Source organism: Thioclava sp. GXIMD4215 (assembly GCF_045291555.1).
GTDB lineage: Bacteria > Pseudomonadota > Alphaproteobacteria > Rhodobacterales > Rhodobacteraceae > Thioclava > Thioclava litoralis.
Map to the genome: position 1 here is coordinate 548,895 of NZ_CP149515.1, position 12,651 is coordinate 561,545.

Annotated in this window: 11 protein-coding genes and 1 riboswitch; of the genes, 9 read left to right on the forward strand and 2 right to left on the reverse strand. The window is 65.0% G+C overall.

The annotated features are described in order from the left end of the window. The first annotated feature begins 24 nt into the window (after nucleotides 1–24). From WDB86_RS02625 to cobD, 4 genes are read left to right on the forward strand one after another with little or no spacing between them, the layout of a single operon-like run. Nucleotides 25–609 (forward strand): histidine phosphatase family protein, encoded by a 585-nt coding sequence (locus WDB86_RS02625; protein ID WP_406736512.1) that lies wholly within the window; start codon nucleotides 25–27, stop codon nucleotides 607–609. 11 nt (nucleotides 610–620) lie between these two features. After that, nucleotides 621–1,499 carry a propanediol utilization protein gene (locus WDB86_RS02630; protein WP_406736513.1) on the forward strand — a complete coding sequence of 293 codons (879 nt, stop codon included), beginning with the start codon at nucleotides 621–623 and terminating at the stop codon, nucleotides 1,497–1,499. Further along, the gene (cbiB, locus tag WDB86_RS02635; protein WP_406736514.1) at nucleotides 1,499–2,437 is read left to right on the forward strand and encodes an adenosylcobinamide-phosphate synthase CbiB; all 939 of its coding nucleotides are present in this window, start codon (nucleotides 1,499–1,501) and stop codon (nucleotides 2,435–2,437) included. The genes WDB86_RS02630 and cbiB overlap by 1 nt, the downstream gene beginning before the upstream one ends. Before the next feature lie 27 nt (nucleotides 2,438–2,464). Then, the gene (cobD, locus tag WDB86_RS02640; RefSeq protein ID WP_406736515.1) at nucleotides 2,465–3,439 is read left to right on the forward strand and encodes a threonine-phosphate decarboxylase CobD; all 975 of its coding nucleotides are present in this window, start codon (nucleotides 2,465–2,467) and stop codon (nucleotides 3,437–3,439) included. On the opposite strand, the gene WDB86_RS02645 is transcribed toward cobD, so the two are convergent. Together WDB86_RS02645 and cobO are read right to left on the reverse strand one after the other, a co-directional pair. Continuing rightward, nucleotides 3,419–4,864 (reverse strand): cobyric acid synthase, encoded by a 1,446-nt coding sequence (locus WDB86_RS02645; protein ID WP_339109508.1) that lies wholly within the window; start codon nucleotides 4,862–4,864, stop codon nucleotides 3,419–3,421. The two genes, cobD and WDB86_RS02645, sit on opposite strands and share 21 nt — an antisense overlap. A 311-nt stretch (nucleotides 4,865–5,175) precedes the next feature. Further along, on the reverse strand, nucleotides 5,176–5,814 hold the full coding sequence (gene cobO / locus WDB86_RS02650) for a cob(I)yrinic acid a,c-diamide adenosyltransferase (protein WP_406736516.1): 639 nt from the start codon (nucleotides 5,812–5,814) through the stop codon (nucleotides 5,176–5,178). A 38-nt stretch (nucleotides 5,815–5,852) separates the two neighbouring features. Then, nucleotides 5,853–6,064, forward strand: a riboswitch (cobalamin riboswitch). Between the two features lie 90 nt (nucleotides 6,065–6,154). Between cobO and WDB86_RS02655 the strand changes: the two genes are divergently transcribed. The 5 genes from WDB86_RS02655 to WDB86_RS02675 are packed head-to-tail and all read left to right on the forward strand — an operon-like array spanning nucleotide 6,155 to nucleotide 12,650. Continuing rightward, nucleotides 6,155–6,523, forward strand: a complete 369-nt coding sequence (locus tag WDB86_RS02655) for a DUF1636 family protein (RefSeq protein WP_406736517.1) — start codon at nucleotides 6,155–6,157, stop codon at nucleotides 6,521–6,523. A gap of 3 nt (nucleotides 6,524–6,526) precedes the next feature. Next, nucleotides 6,527–7,570: a cobalamin biosynthesis protein CobW gene (gene cobW, locus WDB86_RS02660; RefSeq protein ID WP_339107358.1), complete on the forward strand. Its 1,044-nt coding sequence runs from the start codon at nucleotides 6,527–6,529 to the stop codon at nucleotides 7,568–7,570. A gap of 3 nt (nucleotides 7,571–7,573) precedes the next feature. Beyond that, nucleotides 7,574–10,834, forward strand: coding sequence for a cobaltochelatase subunit CobN (gene cobN, locus WDB86_RS02665; RefSeq protein ID WP_406736518.1), 3,261 nt, complete (start codon nucleotides 7,574–7,576; stop codon nucleotides 10,832–10,834). Further along, on the forward strand, nucleotides 10,831–12,021 hold the full coding sequence (locus tag WDB86_RS02670) for a precorrin-3B synthase (RefSeq protein ID WP_406736519.1): 1,191 nt from the start codon (nucleotides 10,831–10,833) through the stop codon (nucleotides 12,019–12,021). The genes cobN and WDB86_RS02670 overlap by 4 nt, the downstream gene beginning before the upstream one ends. After that, entirely contained in the window at nucleotides 12,021–12,650 is a 630-nt protein-coding gene (locus tag WDB86_RS02675) for a precorrin-8X methylmutase (RefSeq protein WP_339107355.1), read from the forward strand. Before WDB86_RS02670 ends, WDB86_RS02675 begins: the two co-directional genes overlap by 1 nt. Nucleotide 12,651: the final 1 nt, after the last annotated feature.

The following is a 12,651-nucleotide window of genomic DNA, read 5'->3' on the forward strand; positions in this document are numbered from 1 at the left end:
GCTGAAAAGCAAAGAGGAAGATTCATGTCGATCACGCCCGCGTCAGAGGCGACCGAGCTGGTTCTGATCCGGCACGCGCCTGTTATCGGGGATGGCTGCGTCTATGGGCGGCGCGATCTGGCAGCCTGCCTTCCCGCGCCCGAGCAGCTGGCGCGGGTCGCCCTGACGGTGGGGGCGGTGGACCGGATCGTGGCCAGTCCCGCGCTACGCTGCCAGCAGACAGCCAAAGCGCTTTGGCCCACAGAACCGATCACCCTGAACGCCGATCTGTGGGAGCAGGATCTGGGGGCATGGGAAGGGCGCGCCTATGCCGAGCTGCCCGATCTGGGGCCGCTGCCGCTAAAGGATCTGGCGGCGCATCGCCCCCCTGACGGGGAAAGCTTTCTGGATCTGGGGCAGCGGGTCATCCGCGCGATCGACACGCTCGCGGCGTCACCGGGGCGGATTGCGGTGGTCGCCCATGCGGGCAGTATCCGTGCGGTTCTGGGCTGGGCCACAGGCGCGCTGCAGGGTGGATTGCGCTTTGGCATCGACCCTTTGTCGCTCAGCCATGTGACAGTCCTGCGGCCCGAGGGAGCGGTGATTACCGCCGTGAACCGATGCGTCTGAGCGACCGCCCGATGCCGCGCCACGCCGCCGTTCGGGTCAGTGGCCATTTCGGGGAATTCCTGCAGGGGCGGCTCGGGCCTTCAGGGCCGGTGGCGCTGGTGTCGGTGCCTTGTGCGCCACTACAGGCGGTGCTTTCGGTGCAGCCGTCCCGCGTCTTCGGGCTGCATGATCCGATGCGGCTTTTGCCACGTGACGCGCTGCGCCGGCTTGGACAGTTGCTGCGCCCGCTACGGGGTGGCCCGCTACGGGGGGGCAGGCTTCCGGGGCGGCTAAGGCTGGCCACCAATATGCTGCCCGGCGCGGGGACGGGGGCCTCGACTGCGGCCTTGGTGGCGGTGATTCGCTATCTGGCCCCCTGGCTGGCCCCGCAGGAGGTCATGCGGATCTGCTGGCAGATCGAGGGGGCAACCGACCCGCTGGCCTTTGTCGAACCCACAGCGCAGCTTTGGGCCTCGCGCTTGGGGCAGGGGCTGGTGCCGCTTCCGGCCCCGCCGCCGATGCGCATCATTGGCGGGCTCTGGGGTGGGCCCGAACGGACCGATCCGGCAGATAGCCGCTTTGCCGATCTCTGCGATCTGGTGCCACAATGGCACGGCGCGGCGCAGCGGGGCGACTTGCCGGAGATTGCCCGTCTGGCATCGTTGAGTGCGGCGCGCACGGCAGCCATCCGGGGCCCGACCGCCGATCCTACCGCAGAGATTGCAAGCCAGCTTTCCTGCCTCGGCTATCTGCGCGCGCATACCGGTTCTGCCCGTGGGCTGATCCTCGAGCGGACGGCGCCGCCTGCGCAACGTCAGGCGGCACATGACAAATTGCGTGCGGCAGGATATGGGCGGGTGATGGAATTCACCCTTGGGGCCATGTCGCCGCAAGACGGGCGGAGAGAATGATGACAGGCGCGCTTTTGATGGTGATCGGGCTGGTGGCGGATGGCCTCTTTGGCTGGCCGCAGGCCGTGTTCCGCCGCATCGGTCATCCGGTCACATGGATCGGGGCCCTGATCAGCGCGCTCGAGCCGCGTCTGAACCGGTGCCACTGGTCCGACCGGCAGCGGTTCTGGGGCGGGGTGACGACCTCTGTTCTGGTGATCGGGGTCACCACGGGCATGGCCTGTCTGGTGCAATGGATGCTGCCCGAGACGTGGATCGGCACGCTTTTGCTGGGGCTATGCGCGTGGCCGCTGATCGCGGCGCGTTCGATGTATAGCCATGTGGCCGCTGTGGCGCGCCCGCTTTGTGCGGGCGATCTGCCGCAGGCACGGATTGCGGTGTCGATGATCGTCGGGCGCGATCCCTCCCGTCTGGACAGGGCGGGGGTCGCCCGTGCCGCCCTCGAGAGCCTCGCCGAGAACACCTCCGACGGGATTGTGGCACCGGTCTTCTGGGGTGTCGTGCTGGGCCTGCCGGGGATTGCGGCCTATAAGGCGATCAATACGCTGGATTCCATGATCGGCCATCGCAACGCGCGGTATGAGTGGTTTGGCAAATTTGCGGCGCGGCTGGATGATCTGGTCAATCTTGCGCCTGCACGGCTGAGCGGGGGACTTTTTGCGCTGGTTTCCGCGCCGATGCGCGCGCTGCGGGTGATGCGCCGTGATGCGGGGCTGCATCGTTCGCCCAATGCGGGCTGGCCCGAAGCCGCTTTGGCCGCAGGGCTTCAGGTGCGCCTGTCCGGTCCGCGCATCTATGGCACCCATATGGCCGACGAGCCTTTCGTGAATGCCGCGGCCCCCGATCCCGTGCCGCAGGATCTGCAACGCGGATTGCGGCTTTATCTGCGGGCGATGGGGCTTATGGGGCTCTGTCTTCTTGCTCTGGCCTTTGTCTGAAACGGCCCCTGTTCTGAAAGGTATCCTATGCGCGATCACGGCGGAAATCTCGATCAGGCGATGGCCATATTCGGGGGCGATGACTGGATCGATCTCTCGACCGGCATCAATCGCGTGCCTTATCCCGTGCTCGCGCTGCCGTCGCAGGCCTATACCGATCTGCCGACGCGCAGCGCGATGGAGGGCCTTCTGGCCGTGGCGCGCCGGACCTATGGCCTGAAAGAGGCCGCGATTGCCGCGCTGGCCGGTGCGCAGGCCGCCATCCAGACCCTGCCGCATATCATCGGCGGGCCGAAACGGGCGCGGGTGCTTGGCCCTACCTATAACGAACATGCTGCCAGCCTGCGACAGGCGGGCTGGGAGGTGCAGGAGGTCACCACGATCGCAGAGCTGCACGGGGCCGATCTGGCGGTTGTGGTCAACCCCAACAACCCCGACGGGCAGAGCCATCCCGCCACGACATTGCTGGCGCTGCGTCAGGAGGTCGGCGCGCTGGTGGTCGATGAAAGCTTTGCCGATCCGCGCCCCGATCTGTCAGTGGTGGCCCATCTTGGTGCGCCGGATCTGTTCGTGCTGCGGTCCTTCGGGAAATTCTACGGTCTGGCCGGGCTGCGCTTGGGTTTCGTGCTGGGGGCAGAGGCCCAGATTGCGCAGATCCGGCAGATGGCGGGTCCGTGGCCGGTTTGCGGTGCGGCGCTGGCGATCGGGCAGCAGGCGCTGGCCGATACCCGCTGGCAGCAACAGACCTGCGCGCGGCTGCATGAGGATGTCATCCGTATGGACAGCCTCGCACAGCGCGCGGGCTGGCAATGGGCGGGCGGGGCCGAACTGTTCCGGCTATACGAGACCCCCGATGCCACAGGCGCGCAGACCCGCCTCGCGTGTGCCCGCATCTGGAGCCGGATTTTCCCGTGGCATCCGCGCTGGATCAGGCTGGGCCTGCCCGGTTCCGCGCAGGAATGGGCACGGCTGGAGGCGGTCCTAACGGGCGAGGGCCAGTAGCCCCGCCACATCCAGATGCGCTTCCAGATGGTCGGCAAGCCGGTCAAGCGTCGCCTCGACCAGCGCGCCGTGATTCATGCCGCTAGACTGTGCCCCCAGCGCGCGCAGCCATGCGCTGCGGAACCCGTCATCACCGAACATCCCGTGCAGATAGCTGCCGCTGACCCGTCCATCCGCCGATATCGCCCCCTCGGGCGTGCCCTCGACATAGGCAAAGGGGCGCGCCCTATCGGGGCCATCACTGCGCCCGATATGGATTTCATAGCCGGAAAACATCGCGCCCGAGGCGGCATGACGGGCGCTGACGCGGGTCAGGCGCTTTTGCGCCACCATCTGCGTATCGACCTCCAGAAAGCCCAGCCCCGCCTCGGTGCCCGCAGGCCCTTCCAGCCCGTGCGGGTCCTGAATGCTGCGGCCAAGCATCTGGTATCCCCCGCAAATCCCCAGAATATGCCCGCCGCGCCGCAGATGAGCCTGCAGGTCGATATCCCAGCCTTGCGCGCGCAGGAAGGCCAGATCGCCGCGCGTCGATTTCGATCCGGGCAGAATCACCAGATCGGTGTCTCCGGGTAGGGCCTGACCGGCCCGCAGGATCGAGACCTGAACCGAAGGCTCCTGCATCAGGGGGTCGAGATCATCGAAATTGGCAATGCGCGACAGCCCCAGACAGACCACTTTCAGCCCCGCCCCTTGCGAGACTTTCGGCAGGTCCAGCGCATCCTCGGCAGGGAGGCGACCGGCCTCGGCAAACCACGGCAGAACGCCGAACCCGCGCCATCCGGTACGTGTCTCGATCAGCCGATAGCCCTCATCGAAAAGCCGTGGATCTCCGCGGAACTTGTTGATCAGGAAGCCGGCAATCTGCGCCGCATCCTGCGCGGACAGAACGGCCTGCGTGCCCACGATCTGCGCGATGACCCCGCCGCGGTCAATATCGCCCGCCAGCACCACCGGCACATCCGCGGCACAGGCAAAGCCCATATTGGCAATGTCATTGGCGCGCAGATTGACCTCGGCAGGGCTGCCCGCGCCCTCGACGATCACCAGATCATGGCGGGCGCGCAAACGGTTGAAACTGTCCAGAACCGCGCCCATCAGGGACGGTTTCAGCGCGGCATAGTCCCGCGCACGCACGGTGGTCAGGCGCTGGCCCTGCACCACGACCTGCGATCCCGTCTCGCTTTCGGGCTTGAGCAGGACAGGGTTCATATCGGTGACGGGCTCCAGCCCGCATGCCAGTGCCTGAAGCGCCTGCGCCCGACCGATTTCGCCACCATCCGCCGTGACCGCAGCGTTATTGGACATGTTCTGCGGCTTGAACGGGGCCACCGTCAGCCCGCGCCGCCGTGCGGCCCTGCAAAGCCCCGCCACCAGCATCGATTTGCCGACATTGGAGCCCGCGCCCTGAATCATCAGCGCCACCATCACGCAGCCCTCCGGCCTGTCACGTCACGCTGCGCCGCGCCAGGGCAGCCCCGTCCCCAAGCCGCCGAGCACGGGCGGGACTGCACCGCATCTCGACCAAGACAGTGGCAGCTGGCTTCGGGAAATGCGGTGCGCCCACCTTCTGCCAGCTTCGGGACCCTGCCGAATGTGGCAGGAGCATCATGGCGTAACATCGTTAAAATAACCTTGTTTTCCCTCATCCCGAAAGCCCCGCATATAAACTGGTCCGGCAGGGCTTCCAAAGGACGATGCGTCAAGCAAGCCTTTTCGCAAAAACGGCCCGCGATCGTTCAGAATTCCACGCCTTTCTGGCCCTTGATCCCCGAGCGGAACGGGTGCTTGACCAAGGTCATCTCGGTGACCAGATCGGCGACCTCGATCAGCGCGTCCTTGGCATTGCGCCCCGTCAGCGCCACATGGGTCATCGGCGGTTTCTCGTCGCGCAGGAAGGTCACGACCTCGTCGATATCCAGATAGTCATAGCGCAGCGCGATATTGATCTCGTCCAGCAGCACGAAACGGATTTCCGGATTGCGGATCAGCTCTTTCGCTTTTTCCCACCCGCGCTTGGCCATCGCGACATCTCGGGCGCGGTCCTGCGTTTCCCAGGTAAAACCTTCCCCCATCGCGTAGAACTGGCAGATATTGGAGAAATGCTCTTCGATCAGACGACGTTCGCCCGTATCCCATGCGCCCTTGATGAACTGCACGACAGCGCAGGGCATTTCATGGGCGATACAGCGCAAGATCATCCCGAAACCGGCAGAGGATTTGCCCTTACCTGCGCCGGTATTGACGATGATCAGACCTTTTTCGCCTTCCTTGGTGGCCATGATCTTGTCACGGGCGGCCTTCTTCTTGGCCATCTTGCTGGCATGGCGGTCGGCCATATCTTCGGGCGAGGGGGTCGTTTGCGATGTCTCGGGCATCGGGATCTCCTTCCTTGACAAAGGCGGGGCACTCACGTCTTTTAGCCCTGCGTTCAGGTTCCTGTCTATGACAGGTGAAAAGGGAATGCGATAGGGACGGTGCGACACGGTCCCAAGCGCAGCCGCCCCCGCGACCGTGACCGAAGAGGCCGCATGCCACTGGAGCCATCCGGGAAGGCGCGACCGGCAGGAGGAGTCTCTCTTCCTGACTTCGCAAGCCGGGAGACCTGCCTGAGACGCGGATGAGAACGGGCGATCGGGGTGTGTCGTGGCCGGACGGAAGGGGAAACCGGTGGTTTCGGCTTTCGGCCAGTGCTATGCGCCCTGTAAGGGAGAGCATATGACAGATGTAACCGTGACAATCTGCACCACCTGCCGCCGCGCAGGGGACGAGGCCGATCCGCGTCCGGGAACGCGGTTGCATCAGGCGCTGCAGCACGCCGACCTGCCGCAGGGCGTAAAGGTGCGGGCTGCCGAATGTCTTTCGGCCTGCACGCGGTCCTGTTCGATGATTCTGGCCGGCGGGGCGCAGCGTTGGACCTATGTCTATGGCGATCTCGATCCCGATCTGCATCTTGAGGATATCCTTAGCGGGATCCGCGCCTATAAGGACACCACCGATGGTCTGGTGCCTTGGCGCGCACGCCCGGTAATCTTTCGCAAACAATCCATTGCGCGTATTCCGCCGCAAAATGATCCGCAGGAGTGATCAATGACCAATCTCGCAAAGGTTCCGGTAACGGTTGTCACAGGGTTTCTGGGCGCGGGCAAAACCACGCTGATCCGCCATCTGATGCAAAACCCGCAAGGCCGCCGTCTGGCCGTGCTGGTCAATGAATTCGGCACCGCAGGGGTGGATGGGGATATCCTCAAATCCTGCGCCGATGAAAACTGCCCCGAGAATAACATCCTCGAACTGGCCAATGGCTGCATCTGCTGCACCGTGGCCGATGAATTCATTCCCACCATCGAACGCCTACTGGCGCTGCCTGAAACCCCCGACCATATCCTGATCGAGACCTCGGGGTTGGCGCTGCCCAAACCGCTTCTGAAAGCCTTCGACTGGCCTGCGATCCGTTCGCGGATCACGGTGGACGGGGTGATCGCGCTGGCGGATGCCGAGGCTGTCGCCTCCGGCCAGTTCGCGCCCGATCTGGGAGCGGTCGATGCACAGCGCGCCGCCGATCCCTCGCTTGATCATGAAACGCCGCTGTCGGAGGTCTTCGAGGACCAGATCGCCTGCGCCGATATCGTGCTTCTGTCCAAAGCCGATCTGGCGGGCGAAGAGGGGCTGGCAAAAGCCCGTGCCGTCATCGAGGCCGAGGCCCCGCGCAAGCTGCCGATCCTGCCGATGACCGAAGGCGAAATCGACCCGCAGGTTATCTTGGGGCTGAATGCGGCGGCGGAAGACGACCTTGAGGCGCGCCCGTCCCATCATGACGGCCACCACGACCATGAACATGACGATTTCGACACGATTGTCGTGGATCTGGGCGAGATCGAGGATATCGCAGGGCTTGAGGCACGCATGATCGCGATGGCGGGGGATCTCAATATCCTGCGGATGAAAGGCTATCTGGCGGTGAAGGGCAAGCCGATGCGCTATCTGGTGCAGGCGGTGGGCACCCGCCTGCGCGGCCAGTTCGACCAGCCTTGGGGCAGCCGTCCGCGTGCCTCGCAGCTGGTGGTGATTGCCGAGCATGATCATATCGACCGTGCGGCGATCGAAACCGCTTTGGGACTGGTATCGGCCTAAATCATGCATGTCGTCTTTCGCGAAACTCACGGGCTTGATCAATCCGATCAGCCGCAGGATCTGGCGCAGGCCCCTGCGGATCTGGTGGTGCTGTCCTTTTCCGATAGTGATCTGGGCGCGTTCGCGGCAGGCTGGAAACGTGCGCAGGGGGGCAGCCCGCTGCCCTCTTGCCGACTGGCCAATCTGGTCGCGCTGAAACATCCGCTTTCGGTCGATACCTATGTCGAACAGACCCTTTCGGGGGCGAAGGGCGTGCTTGTGCGGTTGATTGGTGGCGAAAGCTACTGGCCTTACGGGCTGGCCTGCCTGCAGGATCTGGCGCGGCGCAAGGGCATCGCACTGGCGGTCCTGCCTGCGGACGGGCGCGAGGATGCGCGCCTTGATGCGCTTTCCACGCTGCCGGTCTCGACATTGCGGCGCTTGCAGGCGCTGTGCGATGCGGGCGGGGCGGTGGCCGCACAGGCCGCGCTGGCCCAGCTTGCTCTGGCTGCGGGGCTGTATGCGGGGCCGGTGGCGGGGCTGAAATCGGTGCCCGATTACGGGTTCTACCTGCCCGAAAAGGGCGTTATTGCGCCGCCCGAGGACACCGGGCCGGTGGCCTTTGTGACCTTCTACCGGTCCTATCTGACGGCGGCCGATACCGCCCCTGTCGATGCCTTGATCGAAGCGCTTCGGGCGCGGGGATTTGCAGCTTTCGGGGTCTTTGTGCCCTCCCTGAAAGCGGCGGGTGTGCCGGATTGGCTGCGCGGTGAGATTGCGCGGCTCAAACCGGTTGCAGTCGTCAATGCCACCGCGTTTTCGGCGCAGGGTGCCGAAGGTGGCTCGCCCTTGGATCAGGCCGATGTGCCGGTGGTGCAGGTGGCGCTTTCCACCGCGCAGCGCCGCGATTGGGCCGCCTCCGAGCGCGGTCTCGCCCCTTCGGATCTGGCGATGCATGTTGTACTGCCCGAGGTGGATGGCCGCCTGTTTGGTGGCGTGATCTCGTTCAAAAGCCCCGGCAAACGCGATCCGGATCTACAATATTCCCGTTTCGCCCATCGCCCCGATCTGGGGCGGGTCGCGCAGGTTGCCGAACGGGTTCTGGCGCTGTATCGGCTCGGTCAGATGCCTGCCGCGCAAAAACGTCTGGCCTTCGTGCTTTCGACCTATCCGGGCAAGAGCTACCAGATTGCCCATGCGGTGGGGCTGGATGCCTTGGCCTCGGTGGAACATCTGGTGGCGACGCTTGCGGAAGAGGGATATCCCCTGACCAAAGTCAGCGATCTGGGCGCCGTCTTGCAGCATGCCGTGCTGCACTATTCGCTGGATGACTACCGGCTGGCGCTGGCCAATCTGCCCGACAGTCTGCGCGATGATCTGGCCGAGGCATGGGGTGCCCCCGAGGATGACCCCGCCTGCCGCAACGGGCAGTTCCGGTTTCCGGCGATCCGCTGTGGTAAGGGGGTCGTGGCTTTGCAGCCCGAACGCGCCGATCGTGCCTCGCGCGAGACGGATTATCACGATCTGTCACGCGTGCCACGTCATGCCTATGTGGCCTTCTATCTCTGGCTGCGTGGCCAGACCGATGCGGTCCTCCATATGGGCGCACATGGCACGGTTGAATGGCTTCCCGGGAAATCTGTCGCCTTATCAGAAGCTTGCTGGCCAGAGGCCCTGCTGGCCGCCTGTCCTGTCATCTATCCGTTTATCGTGAATGATCCGGGCGAGGCCGCACAGGCCAAGCGTCGCATCGGCGCTGTAACGATTGGCCATGTGCCGCCGCCCTTGGCGCAGACCGCGATGCCTGAAAGCCTGATGCGGCTGGAGGCGTTGATGGATGAATATTCCACCGCCGACGGGTTGGACCCCGCCCGCCGCGACCGCCTTATTGCCGATATCCGTGCCGAGGCACAGGGGCGCGGGGTAGAGGCCGATCTGGGGATCGCAGAGGCCGCCTCGGCCGCCGAGGCGATCACCCGCCTGGATGCGTTCGTCTGCGACATCAAGGAAAGCCAATATGCCGAAGGGCTGCATGTGTTTGGCACCGGTGCCTGCGGCACGGCGGAGACGCAAGGGGTGATCCGCGCGCTGGCGGGGCGTTTCGTGCCGCCCGGTCCTTCGGGCAGTCCGCATCGGGGGCGGGCGGATGTGCTGCCGACGGGGCGCAATCTCTTTACCACCGATCCGCGCGCAGTGCCGTCGCGGGCGGCCTATACCCAAGGGGTCAAGCTGGCCGAAGAGCTGATCCGCCGTCACCTGCAGGATCACGGGGATTGGCCACAGGGGCTGGTTGTCGATCTGTGGGGGTCGGCCACGATGCGCACCGCAGGCGAAGAATTTGCGATGGCGCTGCATCTTGCCGGTATCAAACCGGTTTGGGATAGCAATTCCGAACGGGTTTCGGGGTTCGAGCTGGTGCCGCTGGCCTTGCTCAACCGTCCGCGGATCGATGTGACCTTGCGGGTGTCAGGGTTGTTCCGTGACGTGTTTCCGGGGCTGGCGCAGCTTTTCGAACTGGCGGCAGAGGCTTTGGCACAGCGCGAGGAAGCGGCAGAAGACAATCCCTATCTGGCCAGAACCCCGCGCGTTTTTGGCCCCAAACCCGGTCTTTACGGGTTGAATATGGGAGAGGCGCTTGAGGATTATTCCGATGAGGGGCGCGTGATGGCGGGGGAGGCATGGCTGAATGCTTCGTCCCATGCGATTGATGCCAAAGGAAATATCATGCCCGCCCGTGCGGCACTCGAGATGCGGCTGGCAGAGGCGGATACATTCGTGCATCTGCAGGATCTGCCCGAGACGGATCTTCTTGTGGCTTCGGATTATGCCGCGCATGAGGCGGGGTTTGCGGCAGCAATGGCGCGTCTGGGGCAGGCGGCCCCGAAATCCTACCATCTGGATGCCACCCGTCCCGATCAGCCCCGTGCCCGTGCCTTGACGGAAGAAATCGCCCGTGTGGTGCGGGCGCGCGCCGCCAATCCGGATTGGGCCGATAGCATGATGCAGCACGGCTTTCGTGGCGGGGCTGAAATTGCCGCGACACTGGATCATCTTGCCGCGTTCGCGCATCTGTCACGCGCTGTGCCGAGCCATCTGTTCGACCTCTATTTCGAGGCCACTCTGGGCCGCAGCGAGGTGGTCGATTTCCTTGAAAAGGACAATCCGCAGGCACTGGCGGCGATGTGGGATAGGTTTCGGGCCTTGTCTGATGCTAACCTCTGGGTTACGCGGCGCAATTCGATTCAGGATGCGCTGGCTCAAACCGCTTTGGGAGCAGATGAATGACACAGGCCACAGGGCAGCCGCAGGCCCCGCAAGGCAATGCAGCGCAGATCAGGGGGTGGTGCCCCGGTGCCCATAGACCGATGCTGTCGGGCGACGGGCTGGTGGTGCGGGTCCGGCCTTGGTACGGGCGGCTGACGAAAGGGCAGGCAGGGGCGCTGGCGGGCCTGTCCGCGCAATTCGGCAACGGTCTCATCGACCTGTCCTCGCGCGGCAATCTGCAGCTGCGGGGGATCCGGCCCGAAGATCACGAGGCCGTGCTGAAGGCGCTGGCACCGTTGGGGCTGCTTGATCATTCGCTGGCTGCCGAGACGCGGCGCAATGTCATCACCCAGCCCTTCTGGCAGATGGGCGATCTGACCCAGCGGCTTGGCGATGCGCTGAGCGCGGCGCTGGCCGGTGAGGACGGCCCCGCGCTTCCGGCGAAATTCGGCTTTGCGGTGGATTGCGGCGAGGTGCCCCTGTTGCAGGACGCCTCTGCCGATATCCGGCTCGAACACGGGCAGGCGGGGTTGATCTGCCGTGCGGACGGGGCCAGCGCCGGACGTCCCGTGACCGTGCAAACGGCTGTGGCGGCCTGTCTGGAGATGGCCGAATGGTTTCTATCCAGCGGCGGCATGACCGAAGGGCGTGGCCGGATGCACCGGCATCTGGCGCAGGGGGCGGATCTGCCGCCTGCATGGCGCGAAAGCCCCAAACAGAAGGGGGCGGCGCCCCCCGCTCCGGAGCTTTTGCCACAGGGTGCGTTTTTTGGCGTGGCCTTCGGGCAGATCAGGGCCGAGGAACTGGCCGAGATTGCCAGCTATGGCAAGCTGCGTCTGACGCCGTGGCGCATGGTTCTTGTCGAGCAGGCCCGTGAATTTCCGCATATTGCCAGTGCTGTGACCAGGGCCGATGATCCGCGCCTGCGGATGTCTGCCTGCACGGGCGCGCCTGCCTGCCCGCAGGGTCTCAGCCCGACGCGGCCTCTGGCACAGAAGATCGCCAGACAGGGCCTGCCGGCTGGCGGGCACCTGCATATCTCGGGCTGCACCAAGGGCTGTGCCCACCCGCAGGACTGCGACATGGTGGCGGTGGCGACCGCCAGCGGATGGGCCTTTGGCCGGAACTGCCGGAGTTCGGCGCTGGCTGCGGGGCATTTGAGTGAAACCGAATTGACCAAAGAAATCAGAGAAGGCGCGGGGGACTAATGCCGCATTTATACGAAACCGACGGGGCCAAAATCTACGCGGAGAGCTTTGCGACGATCCGTGCCGAGGCCGATCTGGCACGGTTTGACACGGATGAAGAACCGGTTGTGGTGCGGATGATCCACGCCGCGGGGCTGGTGGGGCTGGAACGCGATGTGATATTTTCGCCGGGCATGGCCAGCATTGCCCGCGCCGCCCTTCAGGCGGGGGCCCCGATCCTGTGTGATGCGCGGATGGTCTCGGAAGGCATCACCCGCGCGCGGTTGCCTGCGCAAAACGAGGTGATCTGCACCTTGCACAGCCCCGATATCGTCGAGCGTGCGAAGGCGATGGGCAATACGCGTTCGGCGGCGGCGCTGGAGCTGTGGCGCCCGCATCTGGCCGGTGCGGTGGTGGCCATCGGCAATGCGCCCACGGCCCTGTTCCATCTGCTCAATATGCTGGAAGACCCCGACTGCCCGCGTCCGGCGGCGATTATCGGCTGCCCTGTTGGCTTTGTGGGGGCGGCGGAATCCAAAGAGGCATTGATGCAGGATCTGCCCGTGCCCTCGGTCATCGTGCGCGGACGCTTGGGCGGCTCGGCGATTACCGTGGCGGCCGTCAACGCGCTGGCCAGCCGGAAGGAATAAG